The following is an 18,553-nucleotide window of genomic DNA, read 5'->3' as shown; positions in this document are numbered from 1 at the left end:
GAATCAGTCAGCGTCGGAAACGTTGATTTGCATCGTTACATAAGCATAATCCGGATTAAGCTCTTCCGCAGAATCCATATCCAAGATCGGCATTCCCTCCGCGGACCAGTGCACCCGACGCACCTGGGCGTCACGGCCACCGTACCGACCGTGCTCATATTCCGCGTTATGGAACACATAGATGAGATTGCCGTCCTCATCATGCGACCACATGCCGTGACCGGTGCCGAGCTGCCACTGGCCGTTATACGGACCGGACTTCTGCAGCGGATAGTCGAGCTTCGTCCAATTGGCGGGGTCGGTCAGGTCAATGCGCTGCCCCGCCGGAGCAGTCGCCAGACCGGTCGTATAGTCGATGCCGACAAGCGATCCCGAGTAGATCAGGTAGATCTTGCCGTCATGCACGAAGGCGTTCGGCCCTTCGGCGATCATGTTGTCCCACGCGAATTCCGGCACGATGATCTGCGTCGGACGGCTGGTGAGCCTGGTCGGATTCGACGGGTCGAAGCTTGCGATCCAGATGCTGCCGACCTGCTGCCACGCGTAATACCAACGCCCGGAATCGACGATGACGGTCATGTCAAGCGAAATGCGCTGGATTGGGTTGAGCGTTGCGCCATCCGGATCGAGAATCGGCTGCGGAACAGTCCAGTTCTCCGGCTCGCGTGGGTCGAAATCCGTGCCATCGGAATGCTGTTTGAGCTGCATGATGTGGCAACTTCCCGTCCACATGTCCGGCTTACCTGCACGGTCGTTCGGCGTACCGTCCGGATTGACGGAAGGTCCGTCGAAACACGGCATGAACAGAATGGACAGCTTGCCGCCGATGACATGCAATTCCGGCGCCCAGAAGCAACCGGTCATCTCGCGACCTTCGGAATTCAGATCGCCGCATGTGAGCAGATCGATCTCCTTGGCGCGTCCGCCCGCCACGTCGGACAGTTCCTCGATGGAGTCGGCGACGCGTAGCGGCATGTGGGTGGCGCCATTATTCGGGTCTATGCAATTGCCGTCGGTATCGTCGGTAGCGATGAACATGAACATTGGCTTGCCATTGAAATTCCACGCGAACACTGACGGGTCGGCACGTTCCACGGCGAAAGGCACCGGGTAGACGGTCTGACGGATCTTGCCTTCCACAGTACGGGATTCGCCGGCGCGTAGCTTGCCTTCCGAAGCTTCCCTCGCAATGGTCTCAAGCTGTTCCCGGTTCCAGTTCACTGCGCGGGTAGCGGTGGAACCGTCGCTGTAGACGAGTTCGGCACGAGTACGGGTCAATGCCATGACGGCGCCACGGGCATCTTCGCCGCCGCTCAGGGCGTTGATATGTTGCGGTGGCACAGTGGCCGCAACATTGTATACACGGCCAAACCGCGCAATCAGGTGCTTGGCTTCGTCCTCGGTAACCGAGATGACGTTGCCGGGCACGGCGTCCGGAATGTCGCAATCGAAGGAATGGTGGCGTTCCGACGCCTGCACATTTTCCGTAACGTCTAAAGGCTCACCGGAACGCGCGGACGCGACGATATCCTCCGTCTGCGCGGAATACGAACGGCCATCATCGCCCGTAAAGGTGATCACATAGCGTGCGGCGGTCTCGTCGAACGTGACGGATGGGTGATTGACGCCGTTCTCCGTGCGCAACAGCACCAGCCCCGGCTGGATGAAGGATGTCAGGTCGCCGCTGACGGCCAACAGAAACGCCGACTTTTCCGATCCGTCGGGCGTTCCTTCGCGATTGGTACGCGTGGCTGCGATGGCGAAGCGTCCATCCTGCAGACGGAACAGGTACGGGTCACACAGGGATTTGAGGGTGATGTCGACACCGGGCATCACCGCGTCATATCTTACGGCGTCGCTGGCGGGCCGCGGGCCATCGAATGGTTCGGTGCCGAAGCGTACGGCGGCTCTGCACGCGCGGCGCGAGCTCTCAGTGGCTGCCGCAATCGGTACGCCGGCGGGGAAGAAGATGCCATAGTTTTCGTTCAGAGGTTCCCATTTGCCAGTGATCTGGGAACGCAGCGCAAGGTGCACGCTATAGGCGATGTCCTCGTTGTTCGCCTCTTCACGACTGGTGGCTGCACGCGTGTAACACAGCAGAGCATAGTTGGCCGACATGGGACACCCCTTCAGTGGACAATTCATTTACAACGATGTACTATAGCGCATATTACAACGTTGTACAAATTGACATCGTCACCGCTATCAAGAAGGGAACATCCCAGATGATCCGCAAAACCATAGCTGCGATCATTGCCGCAGCGATGCTGTTGGGCACCGCGGCGGGCTGCTCGGGAACCAGCTCCGGAGAGAAGCCAATCGTGAACACAACATCCGACATCAAACGAGGCTCGTCACACGACCCATCCATCGTCGAAGCGGACGGCAAATACTATATCTTCGGCTCACATCGCGCCTGGCTGAAAAGCGACGATCTGGTGAACTGGGAATCGTTCACCAACAATCTGAGCACCGACTACAAGAAGATCCTCGGAGATTTCTGGGAGGAATGGCCCAAGCAACCGGCCAACTCCGACCTGACCGGCAACATGTGGGCGCCGGACGTCATCTACAACAAGGCCATGAAGAAATGGTACATGTACATGTCAGTCAACGGCATCAACTACAAATCCGCAATCGTGCTGCTCACCGCCGACACGATCGAAGGAGACTGGACGCTCGTCGGACCAGTCGTCTATTCCGGTTTCCGAGACGACACCGTAGCCAAAACCGACGTGCCGAAAGTACTCGGCAGTAGCGAAGTGCCGACACGATACCTCTCCCCCGGAGATACGGAAATCAACGCCATCGATCCAAGCGTCAAATATGACGACGACGGCAGTCTCTGGATGACGTTCGGCTCTTGGTTCGGCGGACTGTGGGCACTGAAACTCGACGCATCGACCGGCCTTCGCGACTACACCACCACTTACGAAACCGCCAAAGACGAAACCGATCAGTATTACGGCATCAAAATCGCAGGAGGCCATGGCAACTCCGGCGAAGGCTCCTACATCATGAAGCAGGGCGACTACTGGTACCTGTTCGTCTCCTACGGCGCGCTGCAACAACAGGGCGGCTATCAGATCCGCGAATTCCGCTCGAAGAACATCACCGGCCCATACGTGGACGAAGACGGCAACAATGCGGTCTCCACCGAAACCATCGGCAGCAACTGGACCCTCAAGACCGGAATCAGGCTCATGGGCTCAGTGGAATGGAGCGGCAACGACAACGCCAACATCGAAGTGGCGCAGGGGCACAACTCTGCGTTCGTGGACGAGGACGGCACCGCATATGTCGTATACCACACTCGCTTCTCCAACCGCAACGAGGAGCATGAGGTACGCGTACGCGAACTGCTGACCACCGCTGACGGCTGGCTCGTGGCCGCACCATACGAATACACCGGGGTGAAGGCCAACGCCAAAGGCTACCAGGAAAGCCAGCTCACCGGTGAATACGAATTCGTGGTGCACGATCCGACCACGTTCTTCCAAGGCTCCAACGGCACCGCGAAAGACGGCAAGTACCCGTACAAGGGCGTCGACGAGCCCATCACCATCAAGCTGGAAAGCGGCGGCAAGGTGAGCGGCGACAAAACCGGCACCTGGAGCTTCAACAAGGACTCCAACCAGATGACCATCACCATCGACGGCACCGAATACCAAGGCGACTTCGCCCAGCTACCGCGCGAAACCGACCTCAAATCGGTCATGACGTTCACCGCAATCGGCGGCAACACATGCGTATGGGGTTCACAGGTCTGATTCCCCGCATCAAACCGGCCACAATCAAAGCCGATCAACGAACAGTGGGGGCTTCCGGAGTGTTTCCGGAAGCCCCCACCTGCATTGCGAGCCTTAAGCCCGGCCTGGCCTATACCGTCGGAACTCAGCGCTCGGAACGGTTGATGGCCGAGATGATGGCCTTCAGCGAGCTGGTCACGATGGAAGTGTCGATGCCGACGCCCCACACGATCTGCGTGTCCTCTTCCTCACCGATCTGGCACTCCACGTAGGAGGCGGCCATGGCGTCGGTGCCGACGGACATGGTGTGCTCGACGTAGTCCATGATGGAGGCGGTGATGCCGAAGTTGCTCACGGCATTGAGGAACGCGGCGATCGGACCGTTGCCCATGCCGGACACCTCGCGCTCAATGGGCTCGTCGACGCCGACGTTCACGCCACGGTCGAGAATCCTGGCCTTGAGCACGGTATCGGAGCCATCCTCACCGGAGGAGACGGACACCTTGAGCAGCTTCAGACGGCCCCACTGCTCGAGGGACTCATCCTTGCTGTCGCCGACCACAACGCCCGCGGCGGTGGCACCGGACTCTTCGACCGGCAGGTACTCGTCCTTGAACAGACGCCAGATGTCCTCGTCCTTGACTTCCTTCTTGGTCTCATCGGCATAGGCCTGCACGACCTTGTCGAACTCAACCTGCAGGCGCTTCGGCAGATCAAGGTTATGGTTGGCCTTGAGCAAGTAGGCCATGCCGCCCTTGCCGGACTGGGAATTCACACGAATGATGGCCTCATAGGTACGGCCGATATCCTTCGGATCAATCGGCAGGTACGGCACGAGCCACACGAAGCTGTCCAGATCGGCGCCAGCACGGTCGGCCGCCATCTGACGGGCTTCGAGACCCTTCTTGATGGCGTCCTGATGCGAACCGGAGAATGCGGTGAACACGAAATTACCGGCGTACGGATGACGCTCGGAAATCTTCAGCTGGTTGCAGTATTCGACCGTCTTGCGGATTTCCGGCACGTTGGAGTAGTCGATCTGCGGATCGATGCCCTGGGTCAGGAAGTTCAGACCCAAAGTGACCAGATCGACGTTGCCGGTGCGCTCACCGTTGCCGAGCAGGCAACCCTCCACACGGTCAGCGCCGGCCAGCACGGCCAGTTCGGTGGCGGCCACGCCCATGCCCCCGTCGTTATGCGGGTGCAGGGAGAGCACCACGGCATCGCGCGGCACGAGGTTGTTGGACACGTACTCCACTTCGTCGGCGAATACGTTCGGAGTGGTCATCTCCACCGTTGCCGGCAGATTGATGATCATCGGATGTTCCGGCGTCGGCTTGATCACGTCGATCACCGCATTGCACACCTCGACGGCATATTCCGGCTCGGTGCCGGTGAAGGATTCCGGCGAGTACTCATAGTACAGGTCGATGCCCTCGGCCTCGCCTTCGAGCTCCTTGCACAGGGTGGCCGCATCGGTGGCGAGCTTCTTGATGCCGGCCTTGTCCTTGCGGAACACGACCTCACGCTGCAACACGGATACGGAATTGTAGAAGTGCACGACGGCGCGCCTGGCGCCCTTAAGGCATTCATAAGTCTTGCGAATCAGGTGCTCTCGAGCCTGGGTGAGCACGACGATGGTCACATCGTCCGGAATGAGCTCACGCTCGATGAGCATGCGGATGAAGTCATAATCGGTTTCGGAAGCCGACGGGAAGCCGACCTCAATCTCTTTGAACCCCATCGACACGAGCAGATTCCAGAAACGCAGCTTACGCTCGGAATCCATCGGGTTGACGAGGGCCTGATTGCCGTCACGAAGATCGACGGAGCACCAACGCGGTGCACGCTGCAGTCGCTTGCCCGGCCACGTACGCTCCGGGAAATCAAACGGCACCTGCTTATCGTATGCAACGTACTTGTTGTACGGCATCTTGCTGGGCTTTTGCGGAGCTCCAATGAAACGCGCCGGAGGCAGCAGCGGGTCGTTGTTCCCTCCGTTGGACGCTGCGGCGATCGCCGCGAGATCAAACACTGAAGATTGACCCTGACCCATCACTCCTCCTTATCTTTGATGTCGCCGGCTCCCTGCCGGCTTAATTGTTACGTGCGTGTAACTTTTTCGCACTGCGGCTAATCCTAGCGGCAACGGGCCCCATAAATCATCGTCATTTCGGGATATGACAGCGTTTTTGAATCCACTTTCACCCCATATCCAGATTTGCCGCATTACAGTGAGCATCATGACACTGCGTTTCAACAGCGACGGCAGCTTCCGCGTGCTGCAACTGGCCGATATCCAGGATGGCCCGAACGTGCGCAAAGACACGATTCGGCTCATCGAAGCCGCCATCCACGAAGCGCATCCCGACCTCATCGTGTTCACCGGCGACCAGATCCGCGGATATGACCCGGCCTACATCGACACGTTTCTCCGCCGACGTGACGAAAAACCGGGAACGCATGTGCGTGCGGTGACCGAATTCGAAGCGAAGCTACGCGGCATCAAACGTCACCCGCTGTCAAAAGCGCTACTCAACACGCAGCCGACCGACGACAACTGGACCATCGACGGCATAGGCACCGACTCGCCGAAACTCGTGAGACGCAATGGCAACGGCACGAAATCAAAGCTGGAATCATGGGCGCAATCCATCAACAGCGCCACCATGGACGCACTGATCGAAGAGGCCCGGCAGAAAGTGCGCGACACCTTCGCCGCTTTTCTGGGGCCTGCGCTGGAGGCACGGATTCCGTTCGCGGCGACCTACGGCAACCACGATTTCCAGTGCGGCGTGCTCGCCGATGACCAAGATGACATCTACCGTGAATTTTCCGGATGCATGAACCCCGTTGCCGGATCTTCCCCGCTGGCGTTGGAGCCAGGTACATTCGCGCTGCCGATCGAGGCCTCCGATGGATCGGGGCGCATCGCAATGAGCGTGATGATGGTCAATTCCGGGGATTACGCGGAACAGCCCGCCAACGACGCCAACAATGCCGGTCATGAATCAATCGCCTCATACGCGAAATACGCCTCGAACTCGCGAGGTTGGGACCTGGCCGATTCCGACGGTTATGGCACGCCTTCCCCGGAGGCGATCGAGTGGCTGCGCACCGTGCAATGCGAGTTCGGGGCGCGCAACGGCGACGGTCGCGCGGTGCCGGCGATCGCGTTCCAGCACATTCCGCCGCAGGAGTTCTACGATTGCCTGAGGGAGGTGCCGGCATACACGCCTAACGCCGTGGAAGGCGCGCGCAAGTTCGCAGGGCACTGCTACGTGCTGGATCACGACCTATGCCGGCCAGGTTCACGTCTCGGCGAAGCAATCGGCTGCGCGGACGACAACGTCGGCGAAGTGCAGGCCCTGCGCGAGGCCGGCGGCTATTTTGCACTGTTCTGCGGGCATGACCATAAAAACGCGTTCGTCGGGCACGTGCATGACCTCGACTTGGGATATGCACCGACCTGCGGATTCGAATCCTACGGCCCGAAGTCGAGACTGCGCGGCATTCGCCTGTTCGAATTCAACGAACGCAATCCGCAAGGTTATGTGACCCGCATGCTCACATGGGGCGATCTGGTTGGCCGCTATTCCAGCAACGAAGTCCGCGTGTTCTTCGAAGACCACTGCGTGACCGATCTGATCGGCATCCGCAACGAGTTGCGCCGCCCACAGGTATTTGCCACCCTGATCGGCGTGGGCTCGATGGGACTTGCCGCGCTGGCTCATGCCACGCTTAAGCTGTTTCGGCGGTAGCAAGCCTTTACTTCCCCATATGAAATACCCCCCTAAATTGCTATCCGGCAGCGATGTTTGCAATCTCATCCTGACTGGCACCTTTGGCATCGACGCCTTATAAAGGGCGACGGTTTGCCCGCCGGACGGCTGGCCGCCGGGCCGGGTTCGGATCCGGAGATTTTGCGATCGGTCTGCCGCAGCCGTACAGCATTTCGCCTCCGGCATATTCCGTGCCCCGCGGCGAACGGAATCATCTCAGTGGAACAGGCTCACGCCTCGACGGGCCACACAGTAGGCGTTGCCCAACCAGGTGTGGCGGGAATTCGGCCAGACCGCACCCAGTCGCGGAGCGTTCTGGCTCATCCAGATGCTGGGCACGCGGCCGTCGGCACTGCGCGAGCCGAGCAGGTTAAAGCCGTTCTTTTCCAACAACCATTCCGGATGCTGGGTGGCGATCGCAAGACCTTCCTCCAACGTAAGGGGCAGGCGTTCATCGGAATCGATAAGTTTGCGCGCCACATCCGGCTCACGGTTGATATAGCAGGTGCCGGTATGCGGTTCAAGCACTAGGTAGAACGGTCCCTCCGGCGGCTCGAAGCCGTCCTGCGGCAGGAAGCTGGCGATATCACGCGGAGGCATGGTGGTGAAGCCCGCCATACGGTTGATTGACGTACGGGCGATCAACGATTCGGGCGAAACCAGCTCGCGCGTAGGAACCAGCAGAATGTCGGAACCCAGATCGGAATCCTCCAGTGCACGGATGAGCGGACGGGCCAGTGCACGGAACGCCCCTGCCGACATATCGGCCACGTCTGGGTAGCCCAATGCCACGATACGATCCAGCTGCTTCTGCGCTTCTTCTGATGCCTTCGACATGCTTACCAGTGTACGCAAGGCGCACGAGCGGTTATATCCGTGACGCAGGCCTCAACTTGTCCGATTCTCCAGAATCGGACACACAGACATCTTGAACCGCTTCGCAGTTGTCCGATTCTCCAGAATCGGACAAACCGGGCGACGGACCAGCATACGGAAGGCGGAAGGGTGTTGTTCCGGCGATTTCGTAAGATTAAACAACGCGTGTGGCCGCCCACGACGTCGTTTGGGGCCGGCTGGTCGACCTCAAGCGTACATCAATCGAAATTGCAGAACCGTTCCATCATCAAGCGAGAGGTTGTTATGTCCGAAAAGATTAAGGTCGGCATTCTCGGAGCTACGGGCATGGTCGGGCAGCGCTTCGTCACGCTGCTCGAGAACCATCCGTGGTTCGAAGTGGTCACCCTTGCCGCGTCCGCGCACAGTGCCGGCAAGACCTACGAAGAAGCCATCGGCGGTCGCTGGAAGATGGAAACCCCGATGCCGGAATTCGTCAAGAACATGGTCGTCAAGAACGTGGCCGACGTCGAGGATGTGGTCAAGGACGTCGATTTCGTATTCTCCGCGGTGAACATGCCGAAGGACGAGATCCGCGCGATCGAAGAGGAATACGCGAAGACCGAGACCCCGGTCGTGTCCAACAACAGCGCCCACCGTTGGACGCCGGACGTGCCGATGGTCGTACCGGAGATCAACCCCGAGCATTACGACGTGATCGCCCACCAGCGCAAGCGCCTCGGCACCAAGCACGGCTTCATCGCGGTCAAGCCGAACTGTTCGATCCAAGCCTATACGCCGGCTCTCGCCGCGTGGAAGGAATTCGAACCGCGCGAAGTCGTCGTGAGCACCTATCAGGCCATCTCCGGCGCAGGCAAGACATTCAACGATTGGCCGGAAATGCTGGGCAACATCATTCCGTTCATCTCCGGCGAGGAAGCGAAATCCGAGAAGGAACCGCTCAAGGTCTTCGGCCATGTGGATGACGAGCAGGGTGAGATCGTACCGTTCGACGGCCCGCTGCGCATCACTTCGCAGTGCATCCGTGTGCCCGTGCTCAACGGCCACACCGCCACCGTGTTCATCAATTTCGGCAAGAATCCGACCAAGGAGGAGCTCGTCGACCGTCTGGTGAGCTATACCAGCAAGGCCGCCGAGCTGGGTCTGCCGCACGCCCCGAAGCAGTTCATCCAGTACCTGACCGAAGACGATCGCCCGCAGGTCAAGAAGGATGTGGATTACGAAGGCGGCATGGGCGTCTCCATCGGCCGTCTGCGTGAGGATTCCATCTTCGATTGGAAGTTCGTGGGACTGGCGCACAACACCTTGCGCGGCGCCGCCGGCGGAGCGTTGGAAAGCGCCGAAATGCTCAAAGCGCTGGGCTACATCACCAAGAAGTGATTCCATGACTGCGCATCTCTAGCGGAAGACCGTCAGAGATGCTGGCTGGGGTCTCTTTATCGGATGCATCCGATAAAGAGACCCCAGTTGCATATTCAGATGGCATGACAGGCCTTGCGATCCGGCGTGCAGCCGCAACGAACGCCATAATCGGTGAAGCCGTTGTGCAATGCATGATTCGCAGAACAAGGGGTTTGAAGGGATCGTGCGTAAGCGGTACGACGATTTGAGGCTCTTCATCCACGCCCAATACCCCCTAAGGACGAATCGATCTCTTTGGAGTGACCCCACAGAATAGTTAGGGGGCTTTCACATTGGGGTTCGGAAAACACGACCTACAAAAAAGTGGGCTTTCGCGAATCGTGCGCGAAAACCCACCTCATAAAGAAACCAAAGAGGCCAAAACAGCCACTCGGTTCAGCGGCCGGTACCGCCGTACACCACGGCTTCCACCTGATCGGAATCCAAGCCGTACGCGGTATGCAATGCCCTGACGGCGTCGTTGAGCTGCCCGAGCGGCACGAGTGCGGCGATGCGGATCTCGGAAGTGGAGATCATCAGCACGTTCACACCTTCGTCGCTCAGCGCGTTGAAGAACTTGGCAGCCAGGCCGGAATGGGTTTTCATGCCCACGCCCACCACGGCGACCTTACCTACATTGGCGTCGACGTCGAAGGACTGGTAGCCCAGCTCGTCCTGCTTCTCCTGCAGCACTTCCTGCACCTTGGCCGCGGCGGTGCCCGGCACGGTGAAGGAGATGTCGGCGGTGCCCGTGGAGGCGGAGGCCTGCACGATCATGTCGACGTTCACGCCGGCTTCGGCCAGCATGGTGAACACCTTGGCGGCCATGCCCGGCTCGTTCGGTACACGACGCACAGTGGCCAGCGACTCGGTGCTGTCATGCGCGACACCGGAGATGATCGGCACTTCCGGTCCCAGATCGGGGAACAGGTCGCCCAGGGACTTGTTGTTTTCGCTCATTGTTCTTACCTTTGATTCAAGTGATTTCGAAGCTTTACTGGTGTTCAGATATTCGGCAGGTTGCGCGGGTCGACGCCTTCCGGCACAATCAGCGTGCCACGGCGATGTGAGAAGGAGCTACGCACATGCAACGGCATGTTGAAGCGCTGCGCGTATTCCACGCAACGCAAGGCAAGCACCTTGGATCCACAGGATGACATCTCCAGCATCGACTCGTAATCAATGACCGGAATGCGGCGGGCGGCCGGGACGATACGCGGGTCGGCGGTGAATACGCCGTCGACATCGGTGTAGATCTCGCACACGTCGGCGTCCAGCGCCACCGCCAGCGCCACCGCGGAGGTGTCGGAACCGCCACGGCCGAGCGTGGTGGCGTCACCACCCTCGTTCACGCCTTGGAAACCGGCCACGATGGCCACGGAACCAAGGTCGAGCGCGCGGCGCACACGATCGGGCTTCACGGCCTTGATGTGTGCGGTGCCGAATTGGGCATCGGTCATGAAACCGGCCTGGGAACCGGTGAAGGAGTATGCATGTGAACCGGCCGCATGAATCGCCATCGCGAGCAAACTCATCGAAATACGTTCGCCTGCGGTCATCAGCATGTCCATCTCGCGTGCCGGCGGGTTGGAATCGATGCTGAGCGCCTGATCGATCAGGTCATCGGTGGTGTCGCCCATGGCGGAGACCACGACGGCCACATCATTGCCGGCGTTCTTCGTTTCGATGATGCGTCGGGCCACGCGCTTGATCGATTCTGGGTCGGCCACGGAGGAGCCGCCATACTTCTGCACGATAAGAGCCACAACTATCCAATCTTCTCAGTGTGTTGCCTGCTTGTGATTCTAGACAAGCGGCACGATTATAGAAAAATTCCGATTTGTCAAGCCCCTCTACGCCCAGCATACGGAATTGCGAGACTCCACGAATGGGCCTCTGCCATCTTCATTCCGCAACGTCGGCGCCTTCGTTGGAGGGCATGCGACGGTCAGACATTGCGGCGGCCGGCGAGGGCACGCCCCAAGGTGATTTCGTCGGCATACTCGAGGTCGCCGCCCACCGGCAGGCCGCTGGCCAGACGCGTCACCTTGATGTCGGTCTGCGAGAGCAGCTGTGCGAGGAAGCTGGTGGTGGCCTCGCCTTCCACGTTCGGATTGAGTGCGAGAATCACCTCCTTGACTTCGCTGTCCTTCAACCGCTCGATGAGTTTGGCGATGTTCAGATCGCTCGGCTGCACGTTCGCCATCGGATTGATCGCCCCGCCGAGCACATGGTACAGGCCACGGTATTCGCGCGTGCGCTCGATGCTCATCACGTCCTTCGGCTCCTCCACCACGCAAATCACGCTACGATCGCGACGAGGGTCCACACACACCGGGCAGGGGCTGGTCTCGCACACATTGCCGCAGATTTCGCAGAATCGCACCTTTTCCTTGACTTCGGTGATGGCGTCAATCAGGCCCTGCGACTCCTCATCGGAGGCGTTAAGCATGTAGAAGGCGATACGTTGCGCTCCTTTCGGCCCGATGCCGGGCAGGTGCGCGAATGCGTCGATGAGGCGCTGGATGGCGCCGTCATAGGCCAATGCCATGGAAATTGTTACCTTTCAGTGGTTGCGTGACTAGTCGTCGAGGCTCTTCTTCGTCTGCATGTTACGCGGATTCTTCGGATCGTCCGCCGTGAAATCCTCGATTTTCTTGACTTCGAAAATACGGCTCAATTCGTCCACATCCAGCGCGGTCGCAGTGCCCAGCGACTCGTCACTCATCGAGTACTCGTCATCTTCCGCGGCAACTTGCGGCTTTGCCGGTTCCGGGGCGGCGAAATGCTGGCTCCACGGATCATTGGCAGCCGATACCGCCTCATGACGCAGATCGCGATGCTGCCTCGCCGACGGTGCTTGAGATTGCTGGGATGGCTGGGATTGCGATTGCTGCACCGGCTGCGGCAACGGCTGATTCCACGGATCATCGTCATCCTGCGGCATGGCTTGTACGGAATCGGCCGCCTGCATCGGATCGGGTGCCCGCATGGAATCGGACATGCCTTGCGGGGTAGGAACCGAGGCGGCCCACGGATCCACGTCGTCACTGATATCCGGCACGGCGACATGCTTCCGATGCCGTTCCGGCGCCTTCACGTCGTTGACGTTCACCGCAACGGGAGACTGCATGGGCGCACCCCACGGATCATCGTCGGCGGGTGCGGCGGACTGCGCCGGAGCACTCCACGGATCAGCTTCCGCCGAAGCGGTTGCGGACCCGCCTCGGTGGCTCTCCCCGTCCGTCGGATCCGCGGCAGACTCGGCTTTTTCGCCGTCTTTCGGCTCCTTGCCGGCGGCGGAATCGGAACCCAGATTCTGCGTCAGCAGGGTTGCCGCCTTGAGCTGTTCCTGTACGAGCTGCGCGTTGATCTTGCGCTGTTCCTCGGGGCTGAGTTTGCTCCACGGCACGGCCACTTCCCCATCGGCCAGCTTCTTGGCAGGCGCAAGCGTGACGCTCGGGCCGAACACCTTATGCACTTCGGCACGCACGATGCTCACCACGTTGTTGGTGCCATTCAGCGATTCGGAGGCGACGGCCTTGGCGAAGGCGTACTTGCTCAGGGACCTGTCGAATTTGATCCACAGTTTGGGACCGCCTTGGGCCTGCTCGTCGAGCATGATGCGCGGCACCTTCTCACGATTGATGTAGCGTCGTACGTCGTCCGGCAGACTTGCCACCAGAGCGTCCCACTTCTGATCGGGCGTGCGGTTGTCGTTTGCCGGCAAAGGCGCGGCCGTCTGCGACGGTGCCTTGGCTTCCCCATCTCCCAGCGGCGCGTTCATGGCCTGTTCGAAGGCGGCCATGGTGGATGCCATGCCGGAAGTCACGGCATCCGCCGAACTTTTCGGTGCCGTGGAAGCCTGCACGGATTGTTGCGGCACGCTTGGCGCAGGTTGCGATGGCTGGGTCTCGGCCTGTGCCGGACGGCGGCGCGATCCGGCCATGCCGTAACGCGCGGAACCGCCGGATGGTTGCGCTGCCGCATCGGGGGCCGTGGTATCACCGGCCACTCCGGACGAGCCGTTGGTCTCACGTCCGGCGAGCAGGCGCGCGGCAAGCAGCTCCAAACGCATGCGCGGCGAAATCGCACCGGTCATACCGCCCAACGTGGCGTTGATGGTATCGGCCATCGTCGTCAACGCGGCCAAGCCCAACGCGGAAGCCTGACGGCGCAAATCGTCCATGTCTTCGGCGGCGGAATCGTCGGAGAGCACGCTTTCCGCACGTTCCCCGCCCAACGTGAGCACAAGCAGATCACGTACGCGAGCGAGCAGATCCTCCACAAAACGACGAGGATCGAATCCTCCGACCACGACCTTCTGCACCACGCCGTACAACGCTTCGCCGTTCTTGTCGATCACGGCATCGATCGCCTCGCCGATCAGCGCCTCGGGCGTGAAACCGAGCAATGCCACGGCGGAATCGTAGGGAATCACACCATCCACGGAACCGACCATGAGCTGGTCGAGCACGGACAGCGTATCGCGCACGGAGCCGCCGCCGGCACGCATGGCCAGCCGCAGCACACCCGGCTCGGCCTCGATATGCTCGTCGCTGCAGATTCGCTCCAGATAAGGCCCCATGACCTCCTGCGGCACCAAACGGAACGGATAATGGTGGGTGCGCGAGCGGATGGTGCCGATCACCTTGTCGGGTTCGGTGGTGGCGAAGATGAACATGACATGTTCCGGTGGCTCCTCCACGATTTTGAGCAGTGCGTTGAAGCCTTGCGGCGTGACCATGTGGGCCTCGTCGAGGATGAAGATCTTGTAGCGGTCGCGGGCCGGGGCGAAACCGGCGCGTTCGCGCAGTTCACGGGCGTCATCCACGCCGTTGTGCGAGGCGGCGTCGATTTCGACCACGTCGATGGAACCGGGACCGCCGGTGGCCAGATCGCGACAGCTCTCGCATTCGCCGCACGGATGCGAGGTCGGCCCCTTCTCGCAGTTCACGCATCGGGCCAGAATACGCGCGGACGACGTTTTGCCGCAACCGCGCGGGCCGGAAAAAAGATAGGCGTGCGTCAGCTTGCCTTCGTCAAGCGCGCGCATGAGCGGAACGGTGACCTGATCCTGCCCGATCACCCCGTCGAACGTATCGGGGCGATATCTTCTGTACAGTGCCAATGCCATAGCAAAATCCTTCCGCCGTAATGTCACTAGGCTACCGATTTCTTACGACACGATACGCCCCAGGCACAGTCCGTTTTCCAGCCGTCTCGCTCGACTCGCGGGCGAGCGCACCGACGAAGCGCGAGCCTCGCCACAAATCGTCATCGACAGCGCACAAACCGCCGGTTTCCGGCGCGGCATCGCACGCGTGCGCTCCCTACACTTGACCTCCAACCAATCCCAATCGACCATCAGCAAACGAACCAGCGAGGCCATCATGACCGACAACACCGCCGCCATCATCGTGCACGAGCATACTCGGCAGTTCCATCTGACCAACGGTCGGATCAGCTACGTCTTCCACGCCGACGGGCAGGGCAAGCTCATCAATCTGTATTTCGGCGCAGCCGTACCGGACCGTGAGGATTTCAGTTATCTGACGGAGGTGACGCATTCGCCCACCACCACATGCCGCATTCCCGGCAACCTCACCTACACGCTGGAAAGGATGCGTCAGGAATTCCCCGAATACGGTGGCGGCGACTACCGGCGGCCGGCGCTGGAAGTCCGGCAGGGCAACGGATCGACCCTCACCGATCTGACATACGCAGGCGGCTATCGCATCATCGCCGGCAAACCACGACTTGCGGGACTGCCGGCAACGTATGTGGAGCATGACGATGAGGCGACTACGTTGGAAATCGAGCTCATCGACCGGCCGACAGGTCTCACCGTAATCCTGCAATACACGATTTTCCGCGACCAGCCGGTCATCGCGCGCAGCGTGCGCATCACGAATGGCGGAGGCGAGCCGGTCAGCCTCGAACGCGTGATGAGTTTCAATCTCGACCTGCCCGACCGTAACTACACGATGACCGAATTCGCCGGAGCATGGGCCCGCGAGCGCCATCCACATACGCAACCGTTGCATTACGGTGTGCAGCAGATCGAATCGTTGCGCAATGCGAGCGGGCATTTTCTGAACCCGTGCGCGGTATTCGCGCGTCCGGCCACCACGGAGTCGCAGGGCGAGGCGATCGGCGTGGCCTTCGAGTATTCGGGCAATTTCGATCTGCATGCCGAAGTGGACACGTTCGACGTGACGCGCGTGCAAGTGGGCATCAATGATTTCGGCTTCTCATGGCGCCTTGCGCCGGGCGAGACGTTCCAGTCGCCGGAGGCGTTGCTCGCGTTTTCGGCCGAGGGCCTGACCGGCCTGAGCCATGCCTTCCACCGTACGGTGTTGGAGCATATCGTGCGCGGTCCTTGGAAGCGACGCGAGCGACCGGTGCTCATCAACAACTGGGAGGCGACGTATTTCGATTTCGATGAGGACAGGCTGGTCGACATCGCACGGACCGCACGGAATGCCGGCATCGAACTGTTCGTGCTGGATGATGGTTGGTTCGGCGCACGCAATGACGATACCGCAGGGTTGGGCGATTGGCGGCCGAATCCGCGGCGTCTGCCGAACGGATTGGCCTCGCTGGCCCGCCGCGTCAACGATCTGGGCATGCGTTTCGGCCTGTGGTTCGAGCCGGAGGCGGTGAATGCGGATTCCGACCTGTACCGTGCGCATCCGGATTGGGCGATTCGCACTCCCCACCGTAAGCCCAGCCATGGCCGTAATGAGTATCTGCTGAATTTCGCGGATGCCGCGGTGGTCGACAACATCTTCGAGCAGATGAGCGCGCTGCTGGGTTCCGCGAACATCTCATACATCAAGTGGGATATGAACCGTTTCGTCTCGGAAGGCTACGACCTGTCGCGCGATGCCGAACATCAGGGCGAGGCGTACCATCGCTACATTCTGGGCGTCTACGATTTGCTGGAGCGGCTGCTCACGGCCTTCCCGGAGCTCATCATCGAGGGTTGCGCGTCGGGCGGTGGCCGGTTCGACATGGGCATGCTGTTCTATACGCCGCAGATCTGGTGTTCGGATGATTCGGACGCCATCGAACGGCTGAAGATCCAGTATGGCACGAGCATGTTCTACCCGCTGAGCACGATGGGCGCGCATGTGTCGATCACGCCGAACCATCAGACGATGCGTTCGGCGCCGCTTGCCACGCGCGCGAACGTCGCCGCATTCGGCACGTTCGGCTATGAACTTGATCTGGGGCGTCTGTCGGCCGCCGAGTTGGATGAGGTCCACAGGCAGGTCGCATGGTTCAAGCGATACCGCGAAATACTGCATACCGGCGATTTCCACCGGCTGATCGCCCCGTACGGCAATGAGAAGGCTGCCTGGATGGTGGTTTCCCGTGATCGTCATACCGCGATCGTCGGCGATTACCGTCTGCTGATCACGCCGAACGGTGCGTTCACACGACTTGCGTTGCGCGGTTTGGATGCAGGACTGACATATAAGGTGGATTGCACCGGCGCTTCCAGCATTGCCGGCAGGTCGTTCACCGGTGCCGAACTCATGCGCATCGGTCTGGTCGATTCCGATGCCTCCTGCGGGCAGATGGATGACGTGAACCCGCTGGGCGTCACCACCGACTTCTCATCACGGTTGTTCGTGCTGACCGCCGACTGAGCGTCGCTGCCGGCTGTCGGCCGGTCAGTCGACCGGCGACCGACCGGTGGCCGGCACGGCAGGTCCGCCTATACTGTCTTCTACTGTCTTCAAACGGCCGGCAATCCGGTCGGCCGGCGCATTGAGACCGCAGGGAGGCGACATGGAGCACGCACAGGTCTACACGTTGCCCTCCTTCTGCCCGTTCACATCGGGCCATACGGACCCGCCCTCATCGGCGAATGGCGTATCGTTCGCGTTCTGCGGCATCTCGAGAACGGAACCGGGCCACGACGTAGGCCCGGCACTGCGCGATCACACCATCATCCATCTGGTGCTGTCCGGTAGCGGCGAATTGCACAGCCAAGGCGCGGTATTCCGGCTGAAAGCCCACGACGGGTTCATCATCCGGCCGGATTCGCCGGTCACCTATCAGGCTTGCGCAACCGATCCCTGGACCTACCTATGGCTGGGACTGGGCGGCAACGGCGTACAACGATGCCTGGCGGGAATCGGCCTGGCCCACGACCGCAACGCGTTCCATGTCGGCGACACCTCGGCGTTCCTGGCGTTGATTCAATCCTGTTTCGACTACACATCCGGCAGTTTCGCCGACGAGATCAAGCTCAACGCCATCACCCTGGAGTTCCTGCACCGGCTGGCGCTCGCCATGGCGACGGCGGGTGGCGCCACCACGCAATCACGGCCTGATGACGCGGGTGCCGGCGGTGCGCTCGCCACCGCCGCAGCGCAATACGTCGCCGAACATTATGCCGAATCCATCAATGTGGGCCGTGTGGCAGAGGCACTGCACACCGACCGCAGCCATCTGTCCCGCCGATTCAAAAGCGCGACCGGTTTGACGTTGAAGGACTATATCGACAACATCCGCATCGCTAAGGCCTGCGATCTGCTGAGCATGACCGACATGGAGGTGGCGCAGGTGGCGCGTGCCTGCGGCTTTTCCAGCCTCGAGGTCTTCTCACGCAAGTTCAAGATGGCGCGGTCGGTTTCGCCGGCCCGTTTCAGAAGCGGAACATGACACGCCGATAGACGCCGCACGACCCCTATGACCGACGGTTGCGTAACCTGTTGTCATACCAGTAATCGCCATGTGAGCGTCACCGAC

Annotated in this window: 12 protein-coding genes; 5 read left to right on the top strand and 7 right to left on the bottom strand. The window is 60.5% G+C overall.

From position 1 onward, the window contains the following. Positions 1-3 precede the first annotated feature (3 nt). Positions 4-2,118 (bottom strand): family 43 glycosylhydrolase, encoded by a 2,115-nt coding sequence (locus tag HMPREF1494_RS08565; protein ID WP_034522111.1) that lies wholly within the window; start codon positions 2,116-2,118, stop codon positions 4-6. 107 nt (positions 2,119-2,225) lie between these two features. Between HMPREF1494_RS08565 and HMPREF1494_RS08560 the strand changes: the two genes are divergently transcribed. Continuing rightward, positions 2,226-3,770: a glycoside hydrolase family 43 protein gene (locus tag HMPREF1494_RS08560; protein WP_231495386.1), complete on the top strand. Its 1,545-nt coding sequence runs from the start codon at positions 2,226-2,228 to the stop codon at positions 3,768-3,770. 124 nt (positions 3,771-3,894) lie between these two features. Here HMPREF1494_RS08560 and leuA read toward each other — a convergent pair whose 3' ends face one another. Beyond that, a complete protein-coding gene (leuA, locus tag HMPREF1494_RS08555; protein ID WP_003837714.1) occupies positions 3,895-5,805 on the bottom strand; it encodes a 2-isopropylmalate synthase in 1,911 nt (636 codons plus the stop codon). Between the two features lie 184 nt (positions 5,806-5,989). Between leuA and HMPREF1494_RS08550 the strand changes: the two genes are divergently transcribed. Next, positions 5,990-7,510: a metallophosphoesterase gene (locus HMPREF1494_RS08550; protein ID WP_171843641.1), complete on the top strand. Its 1,521-nt coding sequence runs from the start codon at positions 5,990-5,992 to the stop codon at positions 7,508-7,510. A gap of 237 nt (positions 7,511-7,747) precedes the next feature. Here HMPREF1494_RS08550 and HMPREF1494_RS08545 read toward each other — a convergent pair whose 3' ends face one another. Continuing rightward, a complete protein-coding gene (locus HMPREF1494_RS08545) occupies positions 7,748-8,368 on the bottom strand; it encodes a DUF5701 family protein (RefSeq protein WP_003837717.1) in 621 nt (206 codons plus the stop codon). A gap of 303 nt (positions 8,369-8,671) precedes the next feature. Here HMPREF1494_RS08545 and asd point away from each other — a divergent pair, with 303 nt between their 5' ends. Beyond that, the gene (gene asd, locus HMPREF1494_RS08540; protein WP_003842815.1) at positions 8,672-9,766 is read left to right on the top strand and encodes an aspartate-semialdehyde dehydrogenase; all 1,095 of its coding nucleotides are present in this window, start codon (positions 8,672-8,674) and stop codon (positions 9,764-9,766) included. A gap of 417 nt (positions 9,767-10,183) precedes the next feature. Here the strand turns inward: asd and HMPREF1494_RS08535 are convergent, their stop codons facing one another. The 4 genes from HMPREF1494_RS08535 to dnaX all read right to left on the bottom strand — a co-directional run bounded on the left by HMPREF1494_RS08535 (position 10,184) and on the right by dnaX (position 14,924). Next, positions 10,184-10,747 (bottom strand): ACT domain-containing protein, encoded by a 564-nt coding sequence (locus HMPREF1494_RS08535; RefSeq protein ID WP_003837726.1) that lies wholly within the window; start codon positions 10,745-10,747, stop codon positions 10,184-10,186. Positions 10,748-10,791: 44 nt separating this feature from the next. After that, positions 10,792-11,553 (bottom strand): aspartate kinase, encoded by a 762-nt coding sequence (locus tag HMPREF1494_RS08530; RefSeq protein ID WP_003837728.1) that lies wholly within the window; start codon positions 11,551-11,553, stop codon positions 10,792-10,794. A 182-nt stretch (positions 11,554-11,735) separates the two neighbouring features. Continuing rightward, on the bottom strand, positions 11,736-12,338 hold the full coding sequence (gene recR / locus HMPREF1494_RS08525) for a recombination mediator RecR (RefSeq protein ID WP_003837730.1): 603 nt from the start codon (positions 12,336-12,338) through the stop codon (positions 11,736-11,738). Between the two features lie 30 nt (positions 12,339-12,368). Beyond that, positions 12,369-14,924, bottom strand: coding sequence for a DNA polymerase III subunit gamma/tau (gene dnaX, locus HMPREF1494_RS08520; RefSeq protein ID WP_034522101.1), 2,556 nt, complete (start codon positions 14,922-14,924; stop codon positions 12,369-12,371). 256 nt (positions 14,925-15,180) lie between these two features. Between dnaX and HMPREF1494_RS08515 the strand changes: the two genes are divergently transcribed. Further along, a complete protein-coding gene (locus HMPREF1494_RS08515) occupies positions 15,181-17,445 on the top strand; it encodes an alpha-galactosidase (protein WP_034522097.1) in 2,265 nt (754 codons plus the stop codon). Between the two features lie 142 nt (positions 17,446-17,587). After that, positions 17,588-18,466 carry an AraC family transcriptional regulator gene (locus HMPREF1494_RS08510; RefSeq protein ID WP_034522090.1) on the top strand — a complete coding sequence of 293 codons (879 nt, stop codon included), beginning with the start codon at positions 17,588-17,590 and terminating at the stop codon, positions 18,464-18,466. Positions 18,467-18,553 lie beyond the last annotated feature (87 nt).

This window comes from Bifidobacterium sp. MSTE12 (assembly GCF_000513015.1).
GTDB lineage: Bacteria > Actinomycetota > Actinomycetes > Actinomycetales > Bifidobacteriaceae > Bifidobacterium > Bifidobacterium dentium.
The sequence above is the reverse complement of the archived record's forward strand: the minus strand, read 5'-3'. Positions and strand labels throughout refer to the sequence as shown.

Coding starts and splice junctions, on each gene's coding strand:
- recR (WP_003837730.1), bottom strand. CDS start 12,338: ATGGCATTGGCCTATGACGGCGCCATCCAGCGCCTCATCGACGCATTC.
- asd (WP_003842815.1), top strand. CDS start 8,672: ATGTCCGAAAAGATTAAGGTCGGCATTCTCGGAGCTACGGGCATGGTC.
- HMPREF1494_RS08565 (WP_034522111.1), bottom strand. CDS start 2,118: ATGTCGGCCAACTATGCTCTGCTGTGTTACACGCGTGCAGCCACCAGT.
- leuA (WP_003837714.1), bottom strand. CDS start 5,805: ATGGGTCAGGGTCAATCTTCAGTGTTTGATCTCGCGGCGATCGCCGCA.
- HMPREF1494_RS08545 (WP_003837717.1), bottom strand. CDS start 8,368: ATGTCGAAGGCATCAGAAGAAGCGCAGAAGCAGCTGGATCGTATCGTG.
- dnaX (WP_034522101.1), bottom strand. CDS start 14,924: ATGGCATTGGCACTGTACAGAAGATATCGCCCCGATACGTTCGACGGG.
- HMPREF1494_RS08510 (WP_034522090.1), top strand. CDS start 17,588: ATGGAGCACGCACAGGTCTACACGTTGCCCTCCTTCTGCCCGTTCACA.
- HMPREF1494_RS08535 (WP_003837726.1), bottom strand. CDS start 10,747: ATGAGCGAAAACAACAAGTCCCTGGGCGACCTGTTCCCCGATCTGGGA.
- HMPREF1494_RS08515 (WP_034522097.1), top strand. CDS start 15,181: ATGACCGACAACACCGCCGCCATCATCGTGCACGAGCATACTCGGCAG.
- HMPREF1494_RS08560 (WP_231495386.1), top strand. CDS start 2,226: ATGATCCGCAAAACCATAGCTGCGATCATTGCCGCAGCGATGCTGTTG.